The organism is Microbacterium sp. MMO-113, assembly GCF_037148555.1.
Classification (GTDB): Bacteria; Actinomycetota; Actinomycetes; order Actinomycetales; family Microbacteriaceae; genus Microbacterium.
In genome coordinates this window covers 681,040-707,146 of the sequence record NZ_JBBCTD010000002.1, presented here as the reverse complement: position 1 = coordinate 707,146, position 26,107 = coordinate 681,040, and the positions used below count along the sequence as shown (strand labels likewise).

Genomic DNA, 26,107 nt, shown 5'->3' with positions numbered 1-26,107 from the left:
GTTCCTTACTGGTTGAGCAGTTCGGTCATCTCGGCGGCGGCGTCCTTCGTCGCGGTCGCGACGTCCTTCTGCCCGCTGAGGATGGCCTGGATCATGGCGTTGGTGGTCTTCTTCGCCTGCACGGCGCCGAAGTTCGGCGTGACCGGGACGGACGCGCCGCCGTCGACCATCTGCTCGGCGAACGGAGCGACCAGCGGGTCGGTCGAGGCGAGGGCCTCCTCCATCGCGGACTGGACGCCCGGGAAGTAGCCGGTCTCGTCGGACCACTGCTCGGCGAACTCACCGGTGGTCATGAGCTTGACGAACTCCCACGCGAGGTCGGCGTTCTTCGTGGTGTTGAACACCGACAGGTGCGAGCCGCCGAGCACGGACGGAGCGATGCCGCCGTCCTGGCCGGGGATCACGGCCGCGCCGATCTTGCCCTCGAGCTCGGGGTTGGCCTCGATGAGCGCGTTCGGCGTCCACGAGCCGGAGAGCATCATCGCGACGTTGCCCTGCGTGAAGGCGTCCCGGAGGTCGGTCTCCTTCCAGGTGGTCGCACCGGCCGACGAGAAGCCGTGCTCGGTGGCCAGGCCCGTGTAGAACTCGATGCCGGCCTGCGACTTGGCGCTGTCGAGCTCGCTGGTCCAGGTGTCGCCGTCCTTCGTGGCGATCTCGCCGCCGGCGCCCCAGACCCAGGGGTAGACCTGGAACTCGGCGTCACCTGCGACGGGGAAGGGCAGCATGTCGGGCTTGGCGGCCTTGATGGCCTCGCCCGCGGCGACGATGTCGTCCCAGGTCTTCGGAGCCTCGAGACCGAGCTCCTCGAAGACGTCGGTGCGGTAGACGATGGAGCGGACACCCGCGTACCACGGCATGCCGTAGAGCTCGTCCTCGTAGGTGCCGGCGACGGCGAGGCCCTCGACGAGGTCGTCGCGCAGGCCGTCCTCGGCGTCGACGTACTCGTCGAGCGGGAGGAGCGCGCCGGCGTCGGCGAACTCGGCGGTCCAGGTGGTGCCGGTCTCGGCGATGTCCGGGGTGGTGCCGCCGGCGATCGAGGTGACGAAGCGGTCGTGGGCGTCGGCCCACTGGATCTCCTCGATGGTGACCTTCGCGCCGGTCTCCTCTTCGAAGGCGTCCGACACCTTGTCGTAGAAGGCGGTCGCGTCGGGGTTGGTCCCCTTCATGATCCAGACCGTCAGCTCCTGGCCCTCGCCGTTGGTCGAGCCGTTGTCGCCGCTGCCGCCGGCGCAGCCGGCCAGAGCGATCGTGGCAGCGGCGCCGAGCGCCACCGCCGGAAGAATGCGCTTGTGCATGGGGGGATCTCCTCTTTGAAAGTCCAGGTGTGCATCGGGTGCGTACCGGGGATAGGAAAAAGTATTCACGACTAACTAATTCCCTGCAAGTTCCTCCCAGAATCGTCATACCGCCGTAACATCAGGCCTCCGGGGTAGGCTCCCCGCATGCCCCGCCGTGGATCAGACGCCGACCGCCCTCCGCTCCCCCGGCACGCACCGCCGTCGACGCGCGGCCGGACCTCTCGGATTTTGCGGGGCCTCGGGATCGGGCTCGCCGTCGTCCTCGTCTCCACCGTGGCGGTCGCGGGATTCCTCGTCTGGGACGTCTTCAACCGCGTGGGCGACGGGGCCGTCACCCTGGAGGGCGCCCCGCAGGTCGACCCGCCCACCCTCGGCGCGTATCCCGACGACAAGGCCTTCAGCCTCCTCATCGTGGGGACGGACGAGTGCGGCCCGAAGGCCACCGCACTCTTCGACGAACGCTGCGCCGAGGCGGACGGACTCAGTCGGAACGACGTGAACCTCCTCGTGCACGTCTCCGCCGCACCCCGGAACGTGACCGTCGTCTCGCTCCCCCGCGACCTCGGCGTCCCCGTACCGGAGTGCACCCGTGAGGACGGCTCCGTCGCATCCGCGATGGAGAAGGCATCGATGAACTCGCTGTTCGAGCACGCCGGCCTCTCCTGCATCGCGAAGACCGTGAGCGAACTGGGCGACATCCCCATCGAGTTCGCCGCCAAGATCAGCTTCGACGGCGTCATGGCCGTCACGGATGCGATCGGCGGCGTCGAGGTCTGCATCGCCGGCGACGGCATCCGAGATCGTCACACCGGCATCGACTGGCCCGCGGGCATGCGGACGGTCTCGGGCGTGGAAGCCCTCCAGTTCATCCGCACCCGGCACGGCGTGGGGGACGAGAGCGATCTCGCGCGCATCTCCAACCAGCAGCAGTACATGTCACGGCTGGCCAAGAAGGTGCTCAGCGAGGACACTCTGACCGACATCCCCAAGGTGCTTCGACTGACGAACGCCATCGCCGACAACATCGATCCCAGCGATGAGCTCGCCGACCCGCTGCGCCTGGCCCAGCTCACACTCGCCCTCAAGGATGTGAACTTCAGCGACTTCGTGTTCGTGCAGTACCCGAACATCGCCGATCCGTTCGACGACGACAAGGTCGTGCCGGACGAGGCGGCCGCGGCCGCCCTGTGGGACGCGGTGCGAGCCGGGCAGCCGCTCCAGCTCACCGGCGACGTGACGACGCACCGCGGCGTCGAGCTCGTCACCCCCGCTCCCACGGCGCCCACGACGCCGGAGACGGAATCCACTCCCGAAACGACCGCGACGCCGGACCCGCGCGCGACGCTCCCGCCGGAGGTGTCGGGGCAGACCCTCGAGCAGGAGACCTGCGCGGTGGGCAACCAGCGCTGACCCTGGTCCGCGCGGCGTAGGCTCGACGGCATGGGACGGACGCGATCACGGGACGCCGAGCACCCGCAGACCCGCCTCGACCACGGCGGCCTCGCCCGGATCGTCCCGTCGGAGTTCACGAGCGGCTACGAGCTCGTCGTGGACGACACCCCGCAGTCGCACGTCGATCTCGACGACCCCACGCACCTGCACTTCGAGTACATCGTGCGGATGGGGGCGGTGATCGACCAGCTCCACCCCGGTCCGCTCACCGCGGTGCACCTCGGAGCCGGTGCCCTCACCATCCCCCGGTACATCGATGCGACCCGCCCCGGGTCACGCCAGCAGGTCATCGAGCTGGAGGCTCCGCTGGTGCAGCTCGTCCGCGAGCACCTCCCGCTGCCGAAGGGGGCGGCCATCCGGCTGCGGATCGGCGATGCGAGGGAGGGGGTCCGGAAGCTCCCGTCGGCGCTGGTCGGCACGTGCGACCTCGTCGTCTCGGATGTGTACTCGGGCGCGCAGACGCCCGCCCACCTCACGAGCGTGGAGTTCTACCGGGAGCTCGCCGCGCTGCTCGCCCCCGGCGGTGTCCTGCTCGTCAACGTGGCCGACGGCCCCGGTCTCGCGTTCGCCCGTCGCCAGGCCGCGACCATCGCCGAGGTGCTCCCGGAGATCGGGATCCTCGCTGACACCCAGGTGCTCAAGGGCCGCCGCTTCGGCAACCTCGTCGTGGCCGCCTCCGCCGCCCCTCTCCCGACGGAGTGGCTGCCCCGGATGCTCGCCGCGGGTCCGCATCCCGCGAAGATCGCCCAGGGGGACGAGGCCCGCGCCTTCCTCCAGGGCGCCCGGATCGTCACGGACGCCGACGCCGTCGCGTCCCCGCGGCCCGATGCCTCGCTGTTCCTGCGCTGACGTGGCGCGCCGCCCCGAGGAGCACGGAAGCGGCAGGCAGACTGGACGGGGACAGGTGCGGGGACGCGCGGAAGGAGAGCAATGAGTTTGATCCGGGGATACGACCAGGAGAGCCTCCGCGAACGGGTCGATCTCGATGAGTGCGCCGCTCGCCTGGCCGAGATCGAGGAGCAGCGCAGCCTTCCCGCCCTGCTCGAGCGGGTCTGGCTGCTCAAGGTGCTGGGACGCCTCGACGACGCCCTCGCGCTCGCCGACGAAGCCGTGCGGCAGGCCCGGATGGCCGGCACCCGCAAGGACGTGCTCCGCGCTCGGGTGCTGCACGCGACGATCCTGCAGTACCGGGGCGCATACGCCGCCGCCGAGCAGGAGCTGGCGACCTGCGCCGCGGAGGCGGAGGGGCAGCGCTGGCTGTCGATCGCCGCTTTCGCCTATCAGCACCACGGCAAGAACGCCTACGACGCCGAGGACTACGAGACTGCGCGGGAGAGCTTCAAGCAGTCGCTCTTCCTGCGGCGCGAGTCCGGCGCGGAGGACCGGGAGCTGGAAACCGTGCTCCTCGCCATCGAGGCCGTGGAGCGCCGTCGTCCGGCGCAACTCGTCGCGGGCTGACGCCGATGCGCCCGAGTGTCCGCGGCATGCCTTAGCCTGAGCGCATGGCGGAACTTGACCGCGTGCGCGTCTGGGGCGAGGCACTGATCCGGTTGCATCTCGACGACAGCTGGTCGTTCGACTTCGACCACGCCAAGCGTCGCGCCGGCCAGTGCGACTACACACGCAAGCGCATCACCGTGTCGCGGTATCTCGCCGCCCGCTTCGAGGACGACGAGATCCATCAGGTGCTCCTGCACGAGGTGGCCCACGCCCTCGCCGGGCACCAGGCCGCCCACGGCCCCGCCTGGAAGCGCGTGGCGCGCGACCTGGGCTATGTCGGCGGCACGACGCACCGCGGGGAGACCGCCGTCGAGCTCGCCCCGTGGGTGGGCCGCTGCCCGGCCGGTCACGTCACGTATCGACACCGCCGACCGAGCCGAGCGACGTCCTGCGCCCGGTGCTCCCGCACGTTCGATGCCCAGCACCTCTTCGCCTGGACGCGCCGCGAGATCACGACCGACGCCCGCCTCGCCGCGCAGGCCCCCCGCTGAGGGCCGAGGGAGCGGGGTCGCCCAGTCAGACGGCTGAACCGCCGGAGCGCGGCTGCTCTTCGGACGCGAAGCCGTCCTCCTCGGCCGGCGCGGCGCCGCGGTGGCCGCGGCTTCGACGGACGAGCGCGGTGAGACCACGCCAGCCGAGCAGGAACACAGCGAGCACGAGCGTCGCCACGATGATGAAGGGCACCTCCGCGGTGTCTCCGCTGAGCAGCCGCAGCAGCATGCCGCCGACGACCGTCACCGCCCAGACGACCGCACCCCAGGACAGCGACCACGGCCGACGCGGCCGCCCAGGGAGCAGCAGCGCGGCGGCGTGTCCCAGCAGCAGGGCCACGAGGAAGGGCCAGGCCGTGAGGAGGAACCCGGCCGGGTCCTCCTGGTGGGAGGCGCGGCCGATGGCGGCGAAGACGAGGACGAGGACGGCGTCGACGAGGAGTGCGGGGAGGAACCTCATTCCTCGACCCTACGCGGATCGCGTGCTCACTCGAAGCGCGTGAACCGCCCGTCGCGCAGAACGGGGACGGCGTCCACCGCGTCCAGGACGGCGGCGTCCGCGGTGCTGGTCGGCACCAGTCCGGCGGCCCGCATCCGCTGGGTCGCCGAGACCCCGGCCTGCAGCTCGCGACCGGAGCCCGTCGCCCCGATCAGGTGCTTCAGTGCACGACGCAGCGCGCGGAAGCCCTCCGCGGCCACGGCGGCGTCCGGGGCGGTGTGGTCGATGCCGAGATCGGTGAGCGCCGCGGCGATCGCTCCGGCCCCGAGCTGGTCCTCCACGGCGACGCGCAGCTCCCCCGCGGCGTCGAGCTCGCCGGCCGGGATCAGCGCCACCGAGGTGCGACCCTGGCGGCGTTCCTGCTCCACCTGCACGGCCCTCGCCACGGCACCGGCGTTGCGGATCGCGCCCAGCAGGACCGTGGCCCCGCTCGGGGCGGCGGCTGCCACCGCCGCCCCGTTCCGCGACCAGTCGAGCGCTCCGGCCAGTTCGACCTCCGCTCCCCCGGCCACCGCATCGGCGACCGTCGAGGAGAACCGGAGGACGTCGATCACCACGACGACGTCGGCCGGCGCGAGGCGGGCGAGCCCGGACACCCCCCAGTCGAGTCGGACCTGGTACGGGGACTGATCGAACGGCGACGGCATCCGTCCAGCCTAGAGCCGTCAGTCCGCGGCGAGTGCCTCGACCGGGGCCACGCGGGTCGCCAGTCGGGTCGGCGTCGCGGCAGCCACGAGCGTGAGCAGCGCGGTCGCGGCGACGATGATCACCACCGGCAGCCACGGCACCTGCGGGGCGACGAGTCCCGCGGGCGTGAACTCCGGCAGGACCGGCACGGAGCCGAGCAGCGACTGGGCCGCGATCCACCCGTAGAGCACCCCGAGCACGAGACCGGTGAGGGTCGCCGCCACCGTGATGTGAGTCGCCTCCAGCAGCACCATGCGGCGCACCTGGCGGTTGGACAGACCGATCGAGCGCAGCAGTCCGAGCTCGCGGCGCCGCTGCACGACGCCGATGGTGAGGAGGTTGACGAGGCCGACGGCTGCGATCACGGCCGAGACGGCGACGAGCACCATCATGATGGCCGCGAAGGCGTCGTACGGGGCGAAGAACTCCGGTGGGATCTCCTCGGTCGTCTGGCTCGTCATGAGGCGCTTCGACGACTCCAGCGCCACCGCGAACATCGTCACCAGGGTCACGCCCATGACGACGCCGATGGCCATCCGCGACGACCGCTCCGGGTACCGCAGGGCGTTCTCAGCCGCGAGACGCGCGGTCGCGCTCGACCCGAACAGGCGCCCCACGAGGCGGAGCACCGGAGGCATGAACAGCACGGACCCCAGAGCGAGCCCGGTGAAGGAGAGGATGCCGCCGATGAACGCGACCACGACGCCGAGCGGTGTGACCAGTCCGAGGACGACGCCGCCGGCGAGCAGAGCCGCGCCGGAGATCAGCAGGACCCAGGCCCCGACATGGCGGCCCTTGCGCCCGGAGACCTCGTCACGGGTGCGCTCGACGGCACCGCCCAGAGCCTGCAGCGGCGTCACCGCGAGCACGCGACGCGACCCCACCCAGGCGGCCGCCCAGGTGGTGAGCGCGACACCGACCGCCGGGAGGGCGAGAGCGGGCTGGGCGAGTGAGAAGGACGACGGCGCGGTGGCGACGAGCTGTCCGCCGAGCTGGACGGCCGCCGCGGAGAGGAGGAGTCCGGCGAGCAGGCCGAGCCCCGCGCCGAGGAGCCCGACGACGAGCCCCTGCCGGCCGACCTCCGCCCGCTGCGCACGAGCCGTCGCCCCGATGAGTCGCATGAGCGCGATCTGCCGGGTGCGGCCCGCGATGATCGTCGAGAACGTGTTCGCCGTGACGATCGCGGCCACGTACATCGCGACGGCGGTGAGCAGCACCGACAGGATCGCGACGACGACCGCGAGCGTGCCGCTGTCGCCAATGAACGGATCGGCCTGGAGCACGGCGCCGATGTAGGCCGTGATCTCGACGAGGAAGACGCCGAACGCGGACGAGAGCGCGGCGACGAGGACGCTCGCGCCCATGCCGCGGTCGCGGAGCCAGGCCAGCCGGGGACCGGTCGTCCGCGTCTCCGGGACGACCGTGGCGAGCGCGGTCATGCCGACACCTCCGCGGCGAGCATGTAGGCCGAGATCTGCTCCGCGGTCTGCCGCGGGTGATCCGCCACGATCCGGCCGTCGCCGAGGTAGAGCACCCGGTCGGCGTGGCTCGCCGCGATCGCGTCATGCGTGACCATCGCGATGGACTGGCCGTGCTCCCGGCTGGCGGCCGCGAGCAGGCGCAGCACCTCCCGTCCGGTCTGGGAGTCGAGGTTGCCCGTTGGCTCGTCCGCGAACACGAGGTCGGGAGCGGTGGCGAGCGCCCGGGCGATAGCGACGCGCTGCTGCTGCCCGCCCGAGAGCTGGTGCGGCCGGTGGCCGAGGCGCTTGCCGAGGCCGAGCGTCTCGATGAGCCCGTCGATCCGCGCCCGCTCGATGGCGCTGGGGCGGCGGCCGTCGAGCTCGAACGGCAGCAGGATGTTGCCGAGGGCGTCGAGCGTGGGGACGAGGTTGAACGCCTGGAAGATGAACCCGACCCGGCGGCGGCGCAGGATGGTCAGATCCAGGTCGCCGAGACCCGTGATCTCGGTGTCGCCGATCCACGCCCGCCCCTCCGTCGGGCTGTCGAGGCCGGCCATGATGTGCATGAGGGTGGACTTGCCGGATCCGGACGGACCCATGATGGCGGTGAACTGTCCACGGCGGATGCCGACGCTCACGTCGTCGAGCGCGCGGACGGTGCCCTCGCCCGAGCCGTAGGTCTTCTTCAGGTGCTGGACGCGGGCGGCGAGCCCGAGGTCGGTGGTCGTGATCTCCATGATGACGACGCTATTTCCGCGCTCCCGTCCCCCGCGTCGCCCGCCGGGAGCATCCCGCTACATCGGGAGGATGATCCCGCGTCCTCCCGACCCACCCCTTTGCGTTCCTCCCACCCCTCTGCGGACCGCCGCAAGGGGCCGGGTCGAACGGAAGGGGGTGGGTCGGCGTCAGGCGAGGCCGTGTTCGAAAGCGAACACGACGAGCTGCACGCGGTCGCGGAGCGCGAGCTTCGTGAGGATGCGGCTGATGTGGGTCTTCACGGTGGCCTCGCTGAGGAACTCCCGCGCGGCGATCTCGGCATTCGAGAGACCCCGGGCGGCGAGGGCGAAGATCTCCCGCTCCCGCTCCGTCAGCTCGGCGTACTGCGGCGGCACGGGCTTCGGAGCCTCCGCGAAGTGCTCGAACAGCTCGCGGGTCGCGGAGGCCGCGATCACGCTCGATCCCGCGTGCACGGTCCGGATCGCGGCGAGCAGGAACTCCGGATCGGCGTCCTTGAGGAGGAAGCCGCTCGCCCCCTGCCGGATCGCCCGCGCCGCCGCCTCGTCGAGGTCGAACGTCGTGAGCATGACGATGCGCGGGGGTTCCGGGCGGGACAGGATCTCGGCGGTCGCGGTCAGCCCGTCCATCACCGGCATCCGGATGTCCATGAGCACCACGTCCGGCCGAGTCGCCGCGATCACGTCGAGAGCCTCCCGGCCGTTGCCCGCCTCCCCCACGACCTCGAGGTCCGGCTGGGAGGCCACGAGCATGCGGATCCCGGCCCGGAACAGCGCCTGGTCGTCCACCAGCGCGACTCTGATCACTGCGGGGCTCCGATCGGAAGGCTGCTCTGGACGACGAACTGCGCACCACGGCGCTCGGCTTGCAGACTACCGCCCACGAGCTGCGCCCGCTCACGCATGCCGATGAGGCCGTGTCCTCCGGGGGTCCCCGGCGTCGACTCCGGCGAGACGGTGTTGCGCACCTCGATGTCGACGCGATCCGGGAGCCACGCGAGATGCACGTCCACCGCGCCGTCGCCGTGGCGGATCGCGTTCGTCAGCGCCTCCTGGAGGATCCGGTAGACCGCGAGCTGGATGGCGCCCGGCGGCTCCCCGGGGGGCATGGGGTCGACCGTGACCCGCGGCTCGATGCCGGCCTGGCGCACCTGGGCGAACAGCGTCTCGAGATCGGCGAGCGTCGGCTGCGGACCGTCGCCCTGACGATGACGAAGCTGGGTGAGGAGCATCCGCACGTCGCTCAGGGCCCCGCGGGCGGTCTGCGCGATCGTGCCGAGGGCCTCTGTCGCGATCTCCGGCTTCACCGCTGCGGCATAGCGGGCACCGTCGGCCTGGGCGATGACGACCGCGAGCGAGTGCGCCACGACGTCATGCATGTCCCGCGCGATGCGCACCCGTTCCTGCTCCTCGGCGGCCAGGGCCTCAGCCTGCAGCTGCGCCGAACGCGTGCGCCGGTTGCGCAGCACGACCCGCCAGAGGAGTCCGCACACCCACGCGAACCCCAGCGCCATGATGGAGGCCGCGACGAGCAGAGTGCCGCCGGTCACGAGCTCCCATCCGCTGCCGGAGCCGAGCATGGCGCCCCCGATGACCACGACCATGTACAGCGCGGCGACGATGCCGCCCACGATCACCGACCCGAACCCCCACCAGAGCACGCGGCGGGTGCCCCACGCGGAGGTCGCGTACAACACGAGGAGGATCGCGACGTCGGTCGGCAGCGGCCCGAAGCCGGCGAGCATCTGCACGATGGCTCCGGCCCAGGCCGCGGCGAGCGCGAGACCGGGGGCCAGACGACCGATCGCCACCCCGCCGAACAGGAAGACCGACGACGAGATCAGACCGATGACGTTGACCGCGGATGACCCGGCCACGTCTGGTTGGGGCGCATAGAACACCACCCCGAGCGGCGTCAGGAGCGCGAACAGCAGCACCGCCCCGACGATGTCGAGGACGAGGCCGGTGCGGGACAGCGGACGGATCACTCCCCCACGCTACGCGAGCCCGTCGGGGGCGGCATCCGTCGCGGGATGTATCCCTCAGGCGCGGGCGAGGATCTCCCCGTGCGGCACGAGGAACCAGCCGTCGCCGTCGTTGGCCCAGCGCTTCCAGGCGTCGCTGATCTCCTGCAGGTCGGCCGCGGATGCCATCTCCTGGTCCACGAGCTGCTTGGCGAGTGCCGATTCCAGGATGCGGTCGGCCCACATCCCGCCCCACCAGGCGCGCTCGGACGGCGTCGCGTAGCACCAGGTCGACGCCGTCGCCGTCACGTCCGCGAAGCCCGCGGCGCGTGCCCAGGCCAGGAGGCGGCGACCGGCATCCGGCTCTCCGCCGTTCGCCCGGGCGGCGGCGCGGTACAGCGCGAGCCAGCGGTCGAGCTCCGGGAGCACCGGGAACCACAGGAAGCCCGCGTAGTCGGCGTCGCGGGCGGCGAGGAGTCCCCCGGGCTTCGCGACCCGGCGCATCTCCCGCAACGCCTGCACCGGATCGGCGACGTGCTGCAGCACCTGGTGCGCGTGCACGACGTCGAAGGAGTCGTCGGCGAAGCTCAGCGCGTGCACGTCCTCCACGGAGAAGGCGATGTTCGCGACTCCCTGCGCGGCGGCGAGGTCGCGGGAGAGGGACAGTGCGGCGTCGTCGATCTCGGTCGCCGTGACGTGCGCGACCACTCCCGCGAAGTCCACCGAGATCGACCCGGGTCCCGCCCCCACGTCGAGGAGCCGGGTCTCTGCCGTGAGGTGCGGTCGAAGGTAGGCCGCCGAGTTCGCGATGTCCCGCACGCTGTGCGAGCGGAGGACGGATTCGTGGTGTCCATGCGTGTACGAGGCCATGCCCCCAGTCTGACACTCCCGCCGACCCACCCCTTTCCGTGAGTCCCGGCCCCTTCCGTACGGCCGCAAGGGGCCGGGGCGGCGCGAAAGGGGTGGGTCGACGGGCTAGAGCGAGGCGACCATGCGGCGGATCGCCTCGCGGTCGGGCTTGCCGGAGGAGAGGACGTCGAGTTCGTCAACGACGATCAGGCGGGACGGACGCGCGTGGGCGCCGATCTCCCCGGCCACCGCCTCCCTGGCCTGGGCGAGCTGTTCGGACTCGCTGCGCCGCAGGGCCTCGCCACGCGCCGCGACGATGACCGAGGCCTCCCCCCAACGCTCGTCGTCGACTGCCACGACCACAGCCTGATGCAGCCCTGGCACGGCGCGGACGATGCGCTCCACCCGGTCGAGCGAGATGTTGATGCCGCCCGACACGATCACGTTGTCCGCACGACCGTGCACGCGCACCACGCCGTCCTCGAGGAGACCGAGGTCGCCCGTCCGGTACCAGCGGATGCCGTGCTCGTCCCGCGCGAAGGTGCGCGCGGTCAGCGCCGGGTCGCCCAGATACCCCTCCGCGAGCATGGGGCCGGCGATCCGCAGCTCGCCGTCGACCGCCCGGACGTTCACGGTGTCGAGCGGGACGCCGTCGTACACACAGCCGCCACTGGTCTCCGTCGAGCCGTAGGTCCGCACGAGACGCACCCCGAGGTCGGCCGCCCGCTCCCGCAACGGCTCCGGGAGCGCCTGGCCCCCGACGAGGATGGCCTCATACGCCTGCAGCGCCGCGAGCACCCCCGGTTCCCCTGTCGCGTCCAAGAGCGTCGCGATCTGCGCCGGGACGAGGGAGGTGTAGAGGGTGGGGAGGACGCCCGCGGTCGTGGCGTGCAGCATGCTCCGCGAGGCCTCGGCGAACGCCCGTGGCGTGAACCGCCCCTCGATCCGGGTCGGCTCGGTTCCCGCGAGGATCGACCGCACCATCACCTGCAGCCCCGCGACGTAGCCGGCCGGTAGGGCGAGAAGCCAGCGGCCGCTGCCGATGCGGGCGGCGGTGGACGCCGCGCTCGCCCGCAGGGCCTCGCCGCTCAGCGCCACCCGCTTCGGGACACCGCTGGATCCGGACGTCGCGATCACCGCGGCGATGCCGTCGTCCACCTCCGCCGGGGCGTCGGCGAGCATGCCGAAGCCGAGGGCCGGTCCCTCGTCGAGCGCCCGGAGCAGCGCCTCCCGCAGAAGCCCGGTGTCTTCGGCGTCGGTCGGGATCAGCGCGGTCACGGTCGGCTCCGTCTCTCGTGCGGACTCAGTAGTGCCAGGGGAAGGAGGACCAGTCGGGGGCGCGCTTCTCGAGGAACGAATCCCGCCCCTCCACGGCCTCGTCCGTGCCGTAGGCGAGACGGGTGGCCTCGCCCGCGAACACCTGCTGCCCCGCGAGCCCGTCGTCGACAGCGTTGAAGGCGAACTTGAGCATCCGGATCGCCGTCGGCGACTTCGTCAGCACGGTGCGCGCCATCTTCAGCGCCTCGCGCTCGAGCTCGGCGTGCGGCACCACGCGGTTCACGGCGCCCGCCTCGTAGGCCCGCTGCGCCGAGTACTCCTCGGCGAGGAAGAACACCTCCCGCGCGAACTTCTGTCCCGTCTGCCGGGCCATATAGGCGGAGCCGTACCCCGCGTCGAAGCTGCCGACGTCGGCGTCCGTCTGCTTGAAGCGCGCGTGCTCGGCCGACGCGATGGTCAGGTCGCAGACCACGTGCAGCGAGTGCCCGCCACCGGCCGCCCACCCGGGGACCACGGCGATGACGACCTTCGGCATGAAGCGGATGAGCCGCTGCACCTCGAGGATGTGCAGCCGCCCGACAGCCGCCGCGGACGCTCCGCTGACGACGGCGGTCTCCGCGTCCGAGTATCTGTATCCGTCGCGGCCGCGGATGCGCTGATCGCCGCCGGAGCAGAACGCCCACCCGCCGTCCTTCGGGCTCGGTCCGTTGCCGGTCAGCAGCACCGCCCCGATACGCGCGTCCTGCCGCGCGATGTCGAGCGCACGGTAGAGCTCGTCGACCGTGTGCGGGCGGAAGGCGTTGCGCACCTCCGGCCGGTGGAAGGCGATGCGGGCGACCCCGCCGTCGCGGCTCACGTGCGCCGTGATGTCGGTGTAGTGCTCGGCGCCGGGCGCCAGCTCCCACTCGGCGGGATCGAACAGGTCGGAGACGAAGGCATCGGTCACGGTCTTCAGCCTATTCCCCGGGCACGCGCCGTCTTCATCCACCCGTCGACGATGTCCCAGGCCGGGAAGGCCACGAGGCAGACGCCGGTGATCACCGTGAGCACGCGCATCGTCTCGGCCTCCACCCCGTTGTCCGTGAACACGAACTCCAGGAAGGCCGGGTTCAGCAGCTCCCCCTGCAGGAGCAGGGTGAGGGCCCACACCGCGAAGGCGACGGCGAGCACGGTGTTCACGACGGCCGCGGCGACGGTCCACCGCCGACGCGCGTACACGGCGACGGCCAGGACGGCCTCCGCGATCATGAGCGCGAGGAGGATGCCGATGCCCACCGGCCAGAGCGCGGGCGCCAGGATCGGGATGGGGTCGCCGCCGGTCGGGAAGAATCCGAGCGTCGCGTCCCACACGATCGCGCCGATGCCGGCGAGGAGGAACACGAGCGAGGCGATCACGTCGGTACGGGCGGCCCCGTGCTCCGTGGGCTCGGGGAGTTGGTCCACGTTCCAGCGCACGCCGGTGTCGGCGCCGGTGCGCTCCAGCACGACGAAGACGAGCGTGACCCAGAAGCACAGGTGCACGATGACGGACAGGGTGACCGAGACGACCGCGCCGATGACCTCTCCGGGTCCGCCGCCGTTGATGAGCTGCCCGATCGCGACGCCCACCGCGGCGAACGGCGGCACGATGAACAGAAGCAGCTTCAGCAGCCGCCACCAGGTGAGGTAGTAGCGCGGACCGATGAGGTGCAGCGGGCGGTCGGCGTATCCGGCGGCGAGGATGCCCGGGTCGCCGAGGTCGGTGAGGACGGCGCGCTCCGCCTCCTCCGGGCTCTCGCCCTGTTCCCGCCGCGCGTCGACGGCGTCGGCGATGGCGGCTTCGAGTTCGGCGCGGACCTCGTCCTGCGTATCCGGCGCGAGGCTGCGGATCGTGGCGCTGATGTAGCGCTCGGTGAGGGTGCTCGCGGTCATGTCAGTTCTCCTCGGGGGTGAGGGAGGCGATCGCGGTGGTGAGCGCGCGCCATTCGTCGGTGAGGGTGTCGGCCAGCCGGGTCCCGGCTTCCGAGGTGCGGTAGAACTTGCGGGGCCGGGCCTCGTCGGTGTTCCACTCGCTCGTCAGGTACTCCTGCTTCTCCAGACGACGCAGCAGCGGGTAGAGCGTGTTCGCATCGGTGGCGAAGCCCCGACTCTCGAGCTGCTCGAGCAGCGCGTACCCGTACTCCGGCGTACGCAGCAGCTGCAGGCAGGCGAGCACCACGGTGCCGCGGCGCAATTCCTGCAGATGCGTGTCGAGTGCCTCGTTCATGTCGATCACAGTAGTGTGCGTCACACACCATTGTCAACGGCACACCTTCGTGCGACATGCTGCCGAGGGTCGTGGCGCACAATGGGGTCATGATCCCCGCCGTCACGGAGCTCCTCGATTCCGCCCGCGTCGTCGCCCTGCCGATGCAGACCCGCTTCCGCGGCGTCGACACCCGCGAGGCCCTGCTGTTCGAAGGACCGGAGGGCTGGGCGGAGTTCTCGCCGTTCGTCGAGTACGACGACGCCGAGGCCGCAACCTGGCTGGCGGCGGCGATCGACTACGCGTACGCACCCCAGCCCGCACCGCTGCGTGACCGCGTCGCCGTCAACGCCACGGTGCCCGCCGTCGGCGCCGACCGCGTGCCCGAGGTCCTCGGGCGTTTCGCCGGCTGCCGGACCGCGAAGGTCAAGGTCGCCGAGCCCGGCCAGGCGCTGGCGGACGACGTCGCCCGGGTCCGGGCCGTCCGCGAGGCGCTCGGGCCGGAGGGCCGCATCCGGGTCGACGCGAACGGCCTGTGGAACGTCGACGAGGCCGAGCATGCAGTGCACGCCCTCGCCCCGTTCGACCTGGAGTACGTCGAGCAGCCGTGCGCGTCGGTGCCCGAGCTCGTCGAGCTGCGCCGGCGCATCGCCTACATGGGCATCCCGATCGCGGCGGACGAGAGCATCCGGAAGTCCGGCGACCCCCTCGCCGTCGCACGCGCGGGCGCGGCGGACATCGTCGTCATCAAGGCGCAGCCCCTAGGCGGCCTGACCCACGCCCTGCAGATCGTCACCGCCGCCGGCCTGCCCGCGGTCGTCTCCAGCGCGCTGGACACCGCGATCGGGCTCTCCCAGGGGGCCGCCCTGGCCGCCGCCCTCCCGACCCTCGACTATGACTGCGGTCTCGGCACGGCCTCCCTGTTTCAGGACGACGTCGCCGACCTCCGCCCCGCGGACGGAGCGATCCCGGTGGGACGCCTGACCCCCGACCCGGCAGCGCTCACCCGGCTCGCCGCCGCGGACGAACGCCGTGAGTGGTGGCTGGCCCGGCTGGCCCGCTGCCACCACGAGCTGGTCGCAGCCCGCAGCGCCTAGGACTCGACGAGGAGTTCCACGAGCCGCCCAAGCTCCTCGCCGCCGGAGTGCCGCAGGGCCGCGTCGTCACGACCGGCCATGGCACCGCGGACGGTCATGCCCTCCCAGAGGATCATGAGCATGCGCGCCGCATCGGTCGCGGGCAGCCGGAGACGCAGCGTGCCCGCCGCCTCCACGATGTCCTCCACGATGCGCGCGATGCTCGCGACCATCTCGCGCTCCTGGGCGAGGTAGGCCTCGCCGAACTGCGGGTCGCGCAGGGCGCGGATCCGGATCTCGCTCATCAGCATCACGCCCAGGCGGTCGTCGCTGCCGAGCTCCATGATCTGCTGGACGAGATCCTTCGGGTCGCAGTCGTCGGCGAGCTCGCCGTCTGCACGCATCTGCTCCACGCGGGTCCGCACGGCTGCCACCCTCGCGTCGGCGACACCGGCCGCGAGGGTCAGGAACAGCTCGTCCTTCGAGTCGAAGTTGGAGTAGAACGCCCCGCGCGTGAAGCCGGCGCGCTCGCAGACGGCCTCGACCGAGGCACCGTCCAGGCCGGCCTCGGCGAACACCTGCGCGGCGGCCTCCAGCAGGCGCGCCTTCGTGTTCTCCCGGCTGCGGGTGGCGGGTGACGACATCGGAACCTCCTGGCCTTCCCTCTCGACGATTCACACCCGGTGCACAGACTCCGGATGGCGGATGACCTTACGATACATCTATGTATCGGATACACCTGTGTATCCACCCGGCACCCCACGGAGAATCGCGTGTCCACACTCCTCTCGTCCCTCGGACGCTGGTCCTTCCGCCACCCGTGGCGCGTCCTCGTCTCCTGGCTCCTCGCGCTCGGCATCGCCGGAGCCGGAGCCGTGGTCCTCGGTGCCGGCACCGACAACACGTTCTCCATCCCCGGGACCGAGTCCCAAGCCGGCCTCGAGCAGCTCTCCCGCTCCTTCCCGCAGGTGAGCGGCACGAATGCGCAGTTCATCGTCGTGGCCGCCGACGGCGACGAGATCACCGATGACGAGTACCGCGAGCCGATCGAGGATGCCGTGTCGGAGCTCGGCGACCTCGACGAGGTCCTCGCCGCCACCTCGCCGTACGACGAGATGGTCAACGGCATGATCAACGACGACGGCACGGCGGCCATCGTGCGCCTGCAGTTCGACGGTGAGTCCACCGACGTCTCCGAGGAGACCAAGGACGCCCTGCGCTCCACCGTCGACGAGCTCGCGGCAGAGCTCCCCGACGGTGCGCAGGCCTCTCTCGGCGGCGACCTCTTCGCGATCTCGATCCCCGGCGTCACCCTCACCGAGGCGGTGGGCCTGCTCATCGCGCTCCTCGTGCTCATCGTCACGTTCCGGTCGTTCGTGGTCGCCGGACTCCCCCTGCTCACCGCGATCCTCGGTGTCGGCATCTCCATGGCCGGGATCTTCACGGCGACCGCCTTCGCGACCGTCTCCTCCACCACGCCGCTGCTCGCCCTGATGCTCGGACTCGCGGTGGGGATCGACTACGCGCTCTTCATCGTCGCGCGCCACCAGGACCAGGTCAGGGACGGCGTGGAACCCGAGGAGTCGGCCGCACGGGCCGTGGGCACGGCCGGGTCGGCGGTCGTCTTCGCCGGCGTCACCGTGCTCATCGCGCTGATCGGCCTGGGCTTCGCGGGCATCCCGTTCCTCACCACCATGGGCGTCGCGGCGTCCGTGGCCGTCGCGGTCGCCGTGGCGATCGCGGTGACACTGACCCCGGCCCTGCTCGGATTCCTCAAGGGCCGCGTGGCCGGACGACCGAAGCGCGCGAAGGCCCCGAAGAAGGCGCCCGCGAAGGACGCCGTCACGAAGCCCCGCGGCAGCCGTCGGTGGGTGGAGGGCGTGACGAAGCACCCCGTCCTCGTCTCCCTCGCGGTCGTCCTCGGCCTCGGCATCGTGGCCGTCCCCGCTCTCAGCCTCGACCTCGCCCTGCCCAATGCCGGCGTCCTGCCGAAGGACTCCGAGGCGCGACAGAACTACGACCTCGTCGGCGAGCAGTTCGGTCCCGGCTTCAACGGCCCGCTCATCCTCACCGGCACCATCGTCACCTCCACCGATCCGCTCGGTCTCATGGAAGACCTCGGAGACGCGGTGGCCGAGGTGCCCGGTGTGAAGGAGGTCGCCCTCGCGACGCCGAACGAGACCGCCGACACCGGCATCGTCCAGATCATCCCGGAGACGGCTCCCGACGACCCCGCGACGGCCGACCTCGTGCGCGAGCTCCGCAGCCACCACGACGAGTGGCTGGACGAGTTCGGCATCGACCTCAAGGTCACCGGCTTCACCGCCGTCGGCATCGACATCTCGGATCAGCTCGGGGCGGCTCTGCTGCCGTTCGGGATCTTCGTGATCGGCCTCTCGCTGATCCTCCTCACCATCGTGTTCCGTTCGCTCTGGGTGCCGATCACCGCCGCGGCCGGCTACCTGCTGTCGATCGTCGCCGCCTTCGGCGTCGTCGGGGCGGTCTTCGAGTGGGGCTGGTTCGCCGACCTCCTGCACGTCGCGAAGGTCGGACCGATCATCAGCTTCATGCCGATCATCCTCATGGGCGTGCTCTTCGGCCTCGCGATGGACTACCAGGTGTTCCTCGTGTCGCGGATGCGCGAGGACTTCGTGCACGATCCCGACCTCCGCCAGGGTGCGGGAGTTGTGAACCGCGCCACCCGACGGGCCGCGGCGCTGCGCGCGGTACGGAGCGGGTTCACCGGTTCGGCGAAGGTCGTCACGGCGGCCGGTCTCATCATGTTCGCGGTGTTCGTCGCCTTCGTGCCGGAGGGCGACTCCTCCCTCAAGCCCATCGCCCTCGGACTCGCCGCCGGCATCGCCTTCGACGCCTTCCTCGTGCGCATGACGCTGATCCCGGCGCTCATGGCGATCCTCGGGGAGCGCGCGTGGGAGATCCCGTCGTGGCTGGAGCGGATCCTCCCCCGCGTGGACATCGAGGGCGAGGCGGTGGAACGCGAGCGGCACCTCGAGGCGTGGCCGGGCGACGGGTCGCTCGTCGCGGCCGATGACCTGGAGCTCGGTGCCGGCCCCTCGGCGACGGAGGGACTGTCGCTGCGGCTCGCGCCCGGCGCAGCCCTGGTCGCGAGTGGCGGGGATGCCGGGACGCTGCGGGCCCTCGCGCTCACCGTCGGCGCCCGCATCGCCCCGGCCGACGGACGCCTCCGCGTCGCCGGGCACCTGCTCCCCGGTCGTGCGGCCTGGGTCCGTTCCCACGTGGGCTGCGTGCTCGCGGGAGACGACGCCCCGGTGCTCGCCGACCTCCGCGAAGCCCTCCGCGGTCGTTCCGAGCTCGTGGTGATCGACGGCGCGGACCGGCTCCGCGGCGGCGAGCGCGACCAGGTCGCCGCGATGCTGCGCGATGCGAGGTCGCGCCGAGAGCTCGCCGTCTTCGCCACCGCCGTCGATCCCGACGCGGCCCGTTCCCTCCTCACGGACGCCGGATGGCCGTCCGCCGACGTACTCGACACGCGCGCGCCCCGCCCGAGCGCCGCAGAAACGACCGAGGTGCCCGCATGACCCTCCCCCTCGAGCGCGCCCGCTCACGCAAGCCCATCACCTGGCTCACGATCCTCGGCGTCCTGCTGCTGCCCGCCGCGATCGGCGGCATCCTCATGGCGGCGCTCTACAACCCGACCGAGCGCCTCGACTCCATGACCGCGGCGATCGTGAACCTCGACGAGCCCGTCGAGATCGACGGCCAGACCGCGCCTCTCGGGCGGCAGCTCGCGTCCGGGCTCGTCGAGGGCTCGGACGATCTCGACTCGAACCTCACGTGGGTCATCTCCAACGAGGAGGACGCCGCCGACGGGCTCGCCGACGGCACCTACCAGGCCGTCATCACGATCCCCGAGGACTTCTCGGCCGCGGCGACCTCCGCAGGTCAGGCGGTCGCGGACGGCGGCGGGGACGCGGAGCAGGCGACGATCCAGGTGACGACGCCCGACGACGGCCTCGTGGCGGACGACCTCATCACCGGGCAGATCGCCGACGTGGCGGCCTCGACGCTCGGCACCACGCTGTCCGAGGCCACGACCGAGAACATCCTCGTCGGCTTCACCACCATCGGCGACCAGATCGGCGACGCGGCGGACGGGGCCCTGGAGCTGGCGAACGGGGCGCGTGACGCGGCGACCGGCGCCGCGGCCCTCCCGGAGGGTGCGACGCAACTCGCCGCGGGCGCCGGAGAGCTGGGCACCGGGGCCTCGACCCTCGCGTCCGGCCTCGACACGATCGCGGGGCAGACGCGGCAGGCGGCAACCGGCGCAGGGACGATCGGCGCGGGACTCACCTCCGCGGCGACTGAGCTGCAGGGCCGGGTCGCCGGCGTCCAGAAGCTCACCGGTAGCATCCAGTCGGCGGGCGCGTCGGCGAAGTCGGCCGCGACGGACTCGGCCACGGTCGCACAGGGTCTCGGGACGATGGCGGCCACGGCGTGCGCCGCCGACCCGGACTCGGCGGAGTGCGGGCAGCTCTCGGACCTCGCCGCGAAGGCGGCGGCAGCGGCGAAGTCGGCGGGGACCGCCTCCGGCATCCTCAACAGCCCCCAGGTCGCGGGCGGAATCGCCGCGCTTCCGCGGTCCTTCTCCACGCTCGCCACCCAGCTCGGCGAGGCGGGCGCCGGGGCGACCGAGCTCGCCGGCGGGCTCAACCGCCTCGCTACAGAGGGTGTGGATCAGTCGGCCGCGGGAGCGCGGGCGCTGTCGTCGGGCGCGACGCAGCTCGCCGACGGCGCGACCCAGCTCGCCGACGGCAGCACGGAGCTCGCCACCGGTCTCGACACCCTCGCGACCGGCACCGGCGATCTCGCGGGCGGACTGCGCACCGCGGCCGACTCCCTCCCGTCCTTCAGCGACGAGGAGTCGACGTCGCTGGCGTCGGTGATCGCCGACCCCGTGGCGACCGACTCCTCGATGGGCTCGCTCTTCGGCCCCACCGCGATCCCGCTGCTTACCACGGTGGTGCTGTGGTTCGGCGGCCTCGCGTCCTTCCTCGTGCTCCGTGCCCACACGGCGCGCACCCTCACCTCACGACGCTCCTCCGCCTCCCTCACCTTCCGCGCGTTCTGGCCGGCCGCAGCGATCGGCGCGGCACAGGGTCTGCTCGTCTCGCTCATCGTGCAGATCGTGGCCGACTACGACGTCGCGGAGTGGTGGGCGTTCGCGGGGACCGCCGTCCTCGCCGGGGTGGTGTTCGCCGCGGTGAACCAGGCCCTCGTGGCGGTGTTCGGCGGCGTCGGACGCTGGATCGCCGCACTGATCGGTGTCATCGCCGTGGCGACGGGACTCATCTCGACCGTGCCCGACTGGCTCGCGAGCATCGGGGCCGCCCTCCCGACCGCACCGGCCTTCGCGGGTCTCGTGGAGGCGAGCGGGGCCGCCGTCGCCGCCCTCGTCGTCTGGGGCGTGCTCTCGCTCGTCGCCACGACGGTGGTCGTCGCGGTCCGCCGCACGACCACGGCGCGTGCCGTCGTCACCGCCTGACCCCGGGCACAACTTCGGAGATCACGCACGACACGCCGCCGGGCACCCCGCTCCGGCGGCGTGTCGTGTGGCGATCTCCGAAACAGTGCACGGACGCGACGGCGACACCCCGTACCCTCGTGCCATGCGCCGACCGTTCATGGACACTCCGGACCAACTCGCGAGCCTGGAAGGACAGCAGTATCTCGTGCTCCGGCCGACCGGGGCCGTCGCCGCGGAATACCGGGCCATCCAGGAGGCCGCGCTCGGTCGTCTGGACACGCCGCTCCGGCATCCGCACACGGAGCACGTGACCCTTCGCGGCTTCTTCGAGCCGGAGCGTCGGGAGGAGCTGCGGGCCGTGATCCGGGCCTGGGCCGCGGAACAGGGTCCTCTCGAACTCACCGCCGACGCCGTGGACGTCTTCCCCGCGCCGTGGCAGATCGGGATCCTGCGCCTCGCCCGCACGCCCGCGCTCGTGCACGCGTACGCCTCGCTGACGGAGGTGCTCCGGCCGACGGACCTCCGCCGCCTCGACGAGCTCTCCGTCGAGGACTGGACCTTCCACCTCTCGGTGCTCTACGGCACGACGCTGGATCCCGAGACATGGCAGCAGCTCGCCGCCACCGAGGTCCGTCCGCTCCTCCCCGCGCCGACGGAGGTCGTCACGGAGGCCGAGTTCGTCTGGTACGAGAGCGGCGTCGAGCACGCCGAGGTCATCCCCCTCGGCAGCTGAGCCCAGCTCCGGCGGGCACGACTTCGGAGATGGCGGACGACTCACCGACACCGAGCCCCGCCCGCCGGTGTGTCCCTCGCGACCTCCGAAGCTGTGCTCGGTGGGATCAGCTCAGGCCGGAGTAGGCGTGCAGGCCCTTGAAGAAGACGTTGACGATGGTGAAGTTGAAGATCACCGCGGTGAAGCCGACGATCGAGAGCCAGGCCGAGGGGTTGCCGCGCCAGCCACGCGTCGCCCTGGCGTGGATGTATCCGGCGTAGAGCACCCAGATCACGAAGGTCCAGGTCTCCTTCACGTCGAAGCCCCAGAAGCGGCTCCAGGCGTAGTACGCCCAGATGGACCCGGCGATGAGGGTGAAGGTCCAGAGGATGAAGCCGATGATCGTGAACAGGTATGCCAGGCTCTCCAGGCGCTCCGCCGGCGGGAAGGTGCGCAGGAACCCGGGGCCGGTCTTCGCCGCCCCCTCGCCGAGCAGCCGCTCGCGTCGGGCCTGCATGAGCTGGATCACCGAGAGCGCGAAGGCGAGGGCGAAGAACGCCGTGGCGAGCGAGGCCACGAACACGTGGATGATGAGCCAGACGCTCTTCAGCGGGTCCATCAGCGGGGAGACCTCGACGTAGAAGTTCGTCGCGCCGAGGCCCAGGAGCACGACCACGAGGCCTGTGATGAAGGTGCCGAGGAAGCGCAGGTCGAGGCGGGTCAGCACCACGAGGTAGACGGCGATGATGAGGAGCGTGCCCACCATCGCGAACTCGTACAGGTTCGCCCAGGGCACCCGTCCCGCAGCGATACCGCGGGTGAGGGTCGCCGCAAGGTGGAACACGAAGCCGAGCACCGTGAGCGAGGTGCCGATGCGGGCCATGACGAACCGCTGCGGCGCCGCCGCCGGGGCTCCGGTCGCATCGAGCGGCGCGGAGACGCCCCCGGCGCGACCGGCGGCCACGAGCTCGCCCTCGCGGACGGTGTGGGCGTCGGCGGTCGCCTGCGAGCGACGCGCGAGATCGAAGGCGTAGGCCACGAAGGCCGCCGCGTAGATCGCGATCGCCGTCCAGAGCAGGACGGGCGAGATCACGGTGAGCTCGAGCATGGTGTCAGTCTACTTTCCGGGTGCCGGGGCCGCAGGGTCCGCGGCGGCGTCCGCGGCATCCTCGTCGGCGTCTTCAGGGGTGCGGGCGATCGTGCCGCCCGCGGCGTCGAGCAGCCGGGCGTGACCGGCGCGGAGGTCGTCCACGGCGCGGGCGAGCGTGGGGTCTTCCCCTCGGGCCAGGGCCGCGTACTCGAGGTCGACCGCGCCGTCCGCCGCGGTGGCCTTCACCCACACGCGCCGACGCGGCACGAACAGGGCCAGCATGAGGCCGCCGAGGGCGAGCAGCGCGAACCCGAGCACGAACACCCCGGACTCGTCGCGGTGGATCTGCAGGGAGGCGAACCGCTTGACGGACTCGGAGGAGTCGGTGGCGCCCTCCGGCGACTCGTCGTCGAAGGTCACCGAGCCGAGGCCGTTCGGCAGCTGCGCGGTCTCACCGGGTGAGAGCTCGATCGACTCGACGTCGGTGCTGCGTCCGGTGAGCTTGGTCATGTCGGAGGTGTCGAGCACGTAGACCGAGCGCGGCACGCCGTCGTTGATCCCGAGGTCGCCCGTGTACACGTCGAGCGTGAGCGTCGGGTTGGTGAGGTCGGGGTAGGCGGAGAAGAAGGCGCCCGTGTCGAGCACGCCGGTGGTCGGGTAGAAGAAGCCGACGAGGCCCACCTGCTCGGCCAGGCCGTCCGGCACCTTGAGCACGCCGAGCGAGGTCATGTTGTTGTCCTGCGGGAGGAACGGCGTGCTGTTGTGGAACACCACGTTGCCCTCGGGGTCGCGCACGGTGACCGTCGGGGCGTACCCGTTGCCGAGCAGGAACACGTCGTCGTCGGCCACGCCCAGGGGCTCGTTGACCTTGACGGCACCCTCGCGCTCCTCGCCGTTCTCCTGGATGGTCATGTTCGCGGAGAAGTTCCCGGCCTGGCCGGAGCCGGGCTCGCCGAACGGCTGATACGTGACGTCGAAGGAGTCCAGCCGCATCGAGTACGGCGCGAACGAGTCGTCGGCCACGAAGCGCCCGCGGTTCATCGAGTCGTAGTCGAGCAGCGTGTTGGCGAAGGTCTCCCCCTCGACGAGCACGCGCTGGCCGGTGTAGGCGAAGCCGCCGCCGACGCCGATCGTCACGAGCACGCCGACGAGGGCGAGGTGGAAGAGCAGGTTGCCCGTCTCCCGCCAGTAGCCGCGCTCGGCCGACACCGAGTACGTGCGGCCGCGGTCATAGCGCTCCACGCGGTAGCCGAGTGCCTTGAGCTGCTTCGTGGCGACGTCGATCGAGGCGGCGGCCTCCGCGTCGGCGTCCCCCGTCCGCGTGCCGGAGTCGGCGACCGTGTCGCGGGTGACGGCGCGGTAGTCCTCCAGGCGCCGCAGCCGCGCGGGCGTGCGCGGCGGGCGGGCCTGCAGCGCCTTGGCGTGGTGCTTGATGCGCGGGATGACGCAGCCGACGAGCGAGGTGAACAGCAGCAGGTAGATCGCCGAGAACCAGGGCGACAGGTACACGTCGAAGAGCTTGAGCGCGTCGAGCACCGGGAACAGGTCGGGGTTGTCGCGCTCCCACTGCGTCACGCCGTTCGGGTCGGCCATCCGCTGCGGGAAGATCGATCCGGGGATGGCCGCGATCGCCAGGACGAGCAGCAGGACGAGCGCCGTGCGCATCGAGGTGAGCTGACGCCACCCCCACCGCAGCCAGCCGACGAAGCCGAGGCGCGGCTGGGTGATGGTGTCGTCGCCGTCGACGTGGTCGGACGGGCGGAGCGGATCGCTGGAGTCGTTGGTCACGGCACCCTTGTTCTTCGTCATGGTCTTCTCGGAGCGGTCAGAGCGGGAGGACGACACTGCCGATCACCGCCGTCAGCCGCGACATGATGTCGGTCCACAGTCCGGTGACCATCAGCACGCCGAGCAGGATCAGCAGCACGCCGCCGAGGATGTTCACGACCCGGATGTGGCGGCGCAGGAACCCGATGGCCTTGGTCGCCCAGCCGAAGCCGAGGGCGACGAGCAGGAACGGGATGCCGAGGCCGAGGGAGTACGCGAGGCCGAGAAAGCCTGCGCGGACGGGATCGCCGGCGTTGAAGGAGAGGGCGAGGATGGCGGCAAGCGTGGGGCCCATGCAGGGCGCCCAGCCGATGCCGAGCGCGACGCCGAGGAGCGGAGCCCCGACCATCCCGGCCTTCGAGTCGACGTGGAAGCGGAGCTCCTTCTGCGCGAACCCGAAGAGCCCGAGGAAGACCAGGCCCATCGCGATGATGACGACGCCGAGGATGCGGGTGATGAGATCGCCCCACTGGAGCAGGAACACGCCGGCGGTGCCGCCGAGCACCGTGTAGAGGATGAAGACCACGGTGAAGCCGAGGATGAACAGCAGCACGCCGAGGACGAGGCGGCTGCGCGTCGCGGTCTGGGGGGCGCCGTCGCCGGTCGCCGAGGTGTTCCGCGGCGTGACGGCTCCCCCGAGGAAGCCGAGGTAGCCCGGAACGAGTGGGAGCACGCACGGCGAGAGGAACGAGACGAGTCCGGCGAGCATCGCCACCGGGACCGCGATCCAGAGGGCTCCGGATCCGATGATCGCGTCGGGGTTCACGACGACCTCGCGGACATCAGGAGTCCTCCGCCAGCGCGTCCTTGACGAGCGTGGAGAGCACGGAGGTGCCGTCGATCGGACCGATGATCTTCGCGGCGACGCGGCCCTGCTTGTCGAGCACGAGCGTGGTGGGGGTGGCCGAGATCGGCACGACCTTCGCGAAGGCGAGCTTGGCCTGGGCGGTGTCCACGTCGATGAGGCTCGGGTAGGTGATCCCGAACTCGTCGGCGAACGCGACAGCCGTGTCCGCCTGGTCGCGCGTGTTGATACCGATGAACTGCACGTCCGCGTCCTGGTGCTCCTGCCAGACGGCCTCCAGGTCGGGGGCCTCGACGCGGCACGGGGCGCAGCCGGCGTACCAGAAGTTCACGACCGCGACCTTCCCGGCGATGTCGGCGCTGTCGAAGTCCTCGCCGTGCTCGGTGACCCCGGCGAACTCGACCGGCTCTCCGCGTTCGGCGACGGGGATCTCGACGATCGCGCCGTCGGCGGCGACGTAGCCGGTGTTCTCGCCGTTCAGGAACGACTCGCTCACGGCGTCGGGAGCGCAGGCGCTCAGACCGACGGCGAGCACCGCAGCGAGCGCGGCTCCGCCCAGGCGGCCGAGGGGCCGAAGACGGGAGGGGCGGCCGTTGCGGATCGGGTGAATCCTGGAAGCGCGGGACACGTCTCCGAGTTTACGCAGAGCTTCCTA

Annotated in this window: 25 protein-coding genes; 8 read left to right on the top strand and 17 right to left on the bottom strand. The window is 71.6% G+C overall.

Features of this window, described 5'->3' with window-relative positions:
- Positions 1-5: 5 nt before the first annotated feature.
- On the bottom strand, positions 6-1,295 hold the full coding sequence (locus tag WFJ36_RS10210) for a sugar ABC transporter substrate-binding protein (protein ID WP_071327555.1): 1,290 nt from the start codon (positions 1,293-1,295) through the stop codon (positions 6-8).
- Between the two features lie 147 nt (positions 1,296-1,442).
- On the opposite strand from WFJ36_RS10210, the gene WFJ36_RS10205 reads away from it, so the two are divergent.
- The 4 genes from WFJ36_RS10205 to WFJ36_RS10190 all read left to right on the top strand — a co-directional run bounded on the left by WFJ36_RS10205 (position 1,443) and on the right by WFJ36_RS10190 (position 4,741).
- Positions 1,443-2,708 carry an LCP family protein gene (locus tag WFJ36_RS10205; RefSeq protein ID WP_292787340.1) on the top strand — a complete coding sequence of 422 codons (1,266 nt, stop codon included), beginning with the start codon at positions 1,443-1,445 and terminating at the stop codon, positions 2,706-2,708.
- A 30-nt stretch (positions 2,709-2,738) separates the two neighbouring features.
- On the top strand, positions 2,739-3,599 hold the full coding sequence (locus tag WFJ36_RS10200; protein ID WP_336643235.1) for a spermidine synthase: 861 nt from the start codon (positions 2,739-2,741) through the stop codon (positions 3,597-3,599).
- An 81-nt stretch (positions 3,600-3,680) separates the two neighbouring features.
- Entirely contained in the window at positions 3,681-4,208 is a 528-nt protein-coding gene (locus WFJ36_RS10195; protein WP_071327558.1) for a hypothetical protein, read from the top strand.
- 44 nt (positions 4,209-4,252) lie between these two features.
- Positions 4,253-4,741, top strand: coding sequence for a SprT-like domain-containing protein (locus WFJ36_RS10190; RefSeq protein ID WP_025104425.1), 489 nt, complete (start codon positions 4,253-4,255; stop codon positions 4,739-4,741).
- A 25-nt stretch (positions 4,742-4,766) separates the two neighbouring features.
- On the opposite strand, the gene WFJ36_RS10185 is transcribed toward WFJ36_RS10190, so the two are convergent.
- From WFJ36_RS10185 to WFJ36_RS10135, 11 genes are all read right to left on the bottom strand, one after another.
- The gene (locus WFJ36_RS10185) at positions 4,767-5,201 is read right to left on the bottom strand and encodes a DUF3054 domain-containing protein (RefSeq protein ID WP_071327559.1); all 435 of its coding nucleotides are present in this window, start codon (positions 5,199-5,201) and stop codon (positions 4,767-4,769) included.
- 26 nt (positions 5,202-5,227) lie between these two features.
- Positions 5,228-5,887: a 2-phosphosulfolactate phosphatase gene (locus tag WFJ36_RS10180; RefSeq protein WP_071327560.1), complete on the bottom strand. Its 660-nt coding sequence runs from the start codon at positions 5,885-5,887 to the stop codon at positions 5,228-5,230.
- 18 nt (positions 5,888-5,905) lie between these two features.
- Positions 5,906-7,366 (bottom strand): ABC transporter permease, encoded by a 1,461-nt coding sequence (locus WFJ36_RS10175; RefSeq protein WP_336643234.1) that lies wholly within the window; start codon positions 7,364-7,366, stop codon positions 5,906-5,908.
- Positions 7,363-8,124, bottom strand: a complete 762-nt coding sequence (locus tag WFJ36_RS10170; RefSeq protein ID WP_025104429.1) for an ABC transporter ATP-binding protein — start codon at positions 8,122-8,124, stop codon at positions 7,363-7,365. Before WFJ36_RS10170 ends, WFJ36_RS10175 begins: the two co-directional genes overlap by 4 nt.
- A gap of 168 nt (positions 8,125-8,292) precedes the next feature.
- On the bottom strand, positions 8,293-8,928 hold the full coding sequence (locus WFJ36_RS10165) for a response regulator (protein WP_083391605.1): 636 nt from the start codon (positions 8,926-8,928) through the stop codon (positions 8,293-8,295).
- On the bottom strand, positions 8,925-10,109 hold the full coding sequence (locus tag WFJ36_RS10160; RefSeq protein WP_336643233.1) for a sensor histidine kinase: 1,185 nt from the start codon (positions 10,107-10,109) through the stop codon (positions 8,925-8,927). The genes WFJ36_RS10165 and WFJ36_RS10160 overlap by 4 nt, the downstream gene beginning before the upstream one ends.
- 54 nt (positions 10,110-10,163) lie before the next feature.
- Positions 10,164-10,955, bottom strand: a complete 792-nt coding sequence (locus WFJ36_RS10155; protein ID WP_336643232.1) for a class I SAM-dependent methyltransferase — start codon at positions 10,953-10,955, stop codon at positions 10,164-10,166.
- A 105-nt stretch (positions 10,956-11,060) separates the two neighbouring features.
- Positions 11,061-12,212: an AMP-binding protein gene (locus tag WFJ36_RS10150; RefSeq protein ID WP_292787362.1), complete on the bottom strand. Its 1,152-nt coding sequence runs from the start codon at positions 12,210-12,212 to the stop codon at positions 11,061-11,063.
- A 25-nt stretch (positions 12,213-12,237) separates the two neighbouring features.
- Entirely contained in the window at positions 12,238-13,158 is a 921-nt protein-coding gene (locus WFJ36_RS10145) for a 1,4-dihydroxy-2-naphthoyl-CoA synthase (RefSeq protein ID WP_336643231.1), read from the bottom strand.
- Positions 13,159-13,163: 5 nt separating this feature from the next.
- Positions 13,164-14,123, bottom strand: a complete 960-nt coding sequence (locus WFJ36_RS10140) for a permease prefix domain 1-containing protein (protein ID WP_336643230.1) — start codon at positions 14,121-14,123, stop codon at positions 13,164-13,166.
- A 1-nt stretch (position 14,124) separates the two neighbouring features.
- Positions 14,125-14,457: a PadR family transcriptional regulator gene (locus WFJ36_RS10135; protein WP_071328049.1), complete on the bottom strand. Its 333-nt coding sequence runs from the start codon at positions 14,455-14,457 to the stop codon at positions 14,125-14,127.
- Positions 14,458-14,546: 89 nt separating this feature from the next.
- On the opposite strand from WFJ36_RS10135, the gene WFJ36_RS10130 reads away from it, so the two are divergent.
- Positions 14,547-15,533 (top strand): o-succinylbenzoate synthase, encoded by a 987-nt coding sequence (locus WFJ36_RS10130; protein ID WP_071327566.1) that lies wholly within the window; start codon positions 14,547-14,549, stop codon positions 15,531-15,533.
- Here the strand turns inward: WFJ36_RS10130 and WFJ36_RS10125 are convergent.
- The gene (locus tag WFJ36_RS10125; protein WP_071327567.1) at positions 15,530-16,156 is read right to left on the bottom strand and encodes a TetR/AcrR family transcriptional regulator; all 627 of its coding nucleotides are present in this window, start codon (positions 16,154-16,156) and stop codon (positions 15,530-15,532) included. The two genes, WFJ36_RS10130 and WFJ36_RS10125, sit on opposite strands and share 4 nt — an antisense overlap.
- Before the next feature lie 129 nt (positions 16,157-16,285).
- On the opposite strand from WFJ36_RS10125, the gene WFJ36_RS10120 reads away from it, so the two are divergent.
- The 3 genes from WFJ36_RS10120 (at position 16,286) to WFJ36_RS10110 (ending at position 21,751) form a co-directional block, all read left to right on the top strand.
- Positions 16,286-19,072 carry an MMPL family transporter gene (locus WFJ36_RS10120; protein ID WP_336643229.1) on the top strand — a complete coding sequence of 929 codons (2,787 nt, stop codon included), beginning with the start codon at positions 16,286-16,288 and terminating at the stop codon, positions 19,070-19,072.
- Positions 19,069-21,036 (top strand): YhgE/Pip family protein, encoded by a 1,968-nt coding sequence (locus tag WFJ36_RS10115; protein WP_071327569.1) that lies wholly within the window; start codon positions 19,069-19,071, stop codon positions 21,034-21,036. The genes WFJ36_RS10120 and WFJ36_RS10115 overlap by 4 nt, the downstream gene beginning before the upstream one ends.
- A gap of 124 nt (positions 21,037-21,160) precedes the next feature.
- Positions 21,161-21,751 carry a 2'-5' RNA ligase family protein gene (locus tag WFJ36_RS10110; RefSeq protein WP_336643228.1) on the top strand — a complete coding sequence of 197 codons (591 nt, stop codon included), beginning with the start codon at positions 21,161-21,163 and terminating at the stop codon, positions 21,749-21,751.
- A 106-nt stretch (positions 21,752-21,857) separates the two neighbouring features.
- Here the strand turns inward: WFJ36_RS10110 and ccsB are convergent, their stop codons facing one another.
- From ccsB to WFJ36_RS10090, 4 genes are read right to left on the bottom strand one after another with little or no spacing between them, the layout of a single operon-like run.
- Positions 21,858-22,838, bottom strand: coding sequence for a c-type cytochrome biogenesis protein CcsB (ccsB, locus tag WFJ36_RS10105; protein WP_336643227.1), 981 nt, complete (start codon positions 22,836-22,838; stop codon positions 21,858-21,860).
- Positions 22,839-22,847: 9 nt separating this feature from the next.
- On the bottom strand, positions 22,848-24,629 hold the full coding sequence (gene resB, locus WFJ36_RS10100; protein ID WP_071327571.1) for a cytochrome c biogenesis protein ResB: 1,782 nt from the start codon (positions 24,627-24,629) through the stop codon (positions 22,848-22,850).
- Positions 24,630-24,645: 16 nt separating this feature from the next.
- Positions 24,646-25,413 carry a cytochrome c biogenesis CcdA family protein gene (locus WFJ36_RS10095; protein WP_336643226.1) on the bottom strand — a complete coding sequence of 256 codons (768 nt, stop codon included), beginning with the start codon at positions 25,411-25,413 and terminating at the stop codon, positions 24,646-24,648.
- Between the two features lie 16 nt (positions 25,414-25,429).
- Entirely contained in the window at positions 25,430-26,080 is a 651-nt protein-coding gene (locus WFJ36_RS10090; RefSeq protein WP_082749996.1) for a TlpA family protein disulfide reductase, read from the bottom strand.
- Positions 26,081-26,107 lie beyond the last annotated feature (27 nt).

What these genes read in the sequence shown, in the direction of transcription:
- WFJ36_RS10125 (WP_071327567.1), bottom strand. Translation starts at nt 16,156, where the DNA reads ATGTCGTCACCCGCCACCCGCAGCCGGGAGAACACGAAGGCGCGCCTG.
- WFJ36_RS10180 (WP_071327560.1), bottom strand. Translation starts at nt 5,887, where the DNA reads ATGCCGTCGCCGTTCGATCAGTCCCCGTACCAGGTCCGACTCGACTGG.
- WFJ36_RS10170 (WP_025104429.1), bottom strand. Translation starts at nt 8,124, where the DNA reads ATGGAGATCACGACCACCGACCTCGGGCTCGCCGCCCGCGTCCAGCAC.
- WFJ36_RS10195 (WP_071327558.1), top strand. Translation starts at nt 3,681, where the DNA reads ATGAGTTTGATCCGGGGATACGACCAGGAGAGCCTCCGCGAACGGGTC.
- WFJ36_RS10185 (WP_071327559.1), bottom strand. Translation starts at nt 5,201, where the DNA reads ATGAGGTTCCTCCCCGCACTCCTCGTCGACGCCGTCCTCGTCCTCGTC.
- WFJ36_RS10175 (WP_336643234.1), bottom strand. Translation starts at nt 7,366, where the DNA reads ATGACCGCGCTCGCCACGGTCGTCCCGGAGACGCGGACGACCGGTCCC.
- WFJ36_RS10190 (WP_025104425.1), top strand. Translation starts at nt 4,253, where the DNA reads ATGGCGGAACTTGACCGCGTGCGCGTCTGGGGCGAGGCACTGATCCGG.
- WFJ36_RS10200 (WP_336643235.1), top strand. Translation starts at nt 2,739, where the DNA reads ATGGGACGGACGCGATCACGGGACGCCGAGCACCCGCAGACCCGCCTC.
- ccsB (WP_336643227.1), bottom strand. Translation starts at nt 22,838, where the DNA reads ATGCTCGAGCTCACCGTGATCTCGCCCGTCCTGCTCTGGACGGCGATC.
- WFJ36_RS10130 (WP_071327566.1), top strand. Translation starts at nt 14,547, where the DNA reads ATGATCCCCGCCGTCACGGAGCTCCTCGATTCCGCCCGCGTCGTCGCC.
- WFJ36_RS10205 (WP_292787340.1), top strand. Translation starts at nt 1,443, where the DNA reads ATGCCCCGCCGTGGATCAGACGCCGACCGCCCTCCGCTCCCCCGGCAC.
- WFJ36_RS10135 (WP_071328049.1), bottom strand. Translation starts at nt 14,457, where the DNA reads ATGAACGAGGCACTCGACACGCATCTGCAGGAATTGCGCCGCGGCACC.
- WFJ36_RS10155 (WP_336643232.1), bottom strand. Translation starts at nt 10,955, where the DNA reads ATGGCCTCGTACACGCATGGACACCACGAATCCGTCCTCCGCTCGCAC.
- WFJ36_RS10110 (WP_336643228.1), top strand. Translation starts at nt 21,161, where the DNA reads ATGCGCCGACCGTTCATGGACACTCCGGACCAACTCGCGAGCCTGGAA.
- WFJ36_RS10140 (WP_336643230.1), bottom strand. Translation starts at nt 14,123, where the DNA reads ATGACCGCGAGCACCCTCACCGAGCGCTACATCAGCGCCACGATCCGC.
- resB (WP_071327571.1), bottom strand. Translation starts at nt 24,629, where the DNA reads ATGACGAAGAACAAGGGTGCCGTGACCAACGACTCCAGCGATCCGCTC.
- WFJ36_RS10115 (WP_071327569.1), top strand. Translation starts at nt 19,069, where the DNA reads ATGACCCTCCCCCTCGAGCGCGCCCGCTCACGCAAGCCCATCACCTGG.
- WFJ36_RS10210 (WP_071327555.1), bottom strand. Translation starts at nt 1,295, where the DNA reads ATGCACAAGCGCATTCTTCCGGCGGTGGCGCTCGGCGCCGCTGCCACG.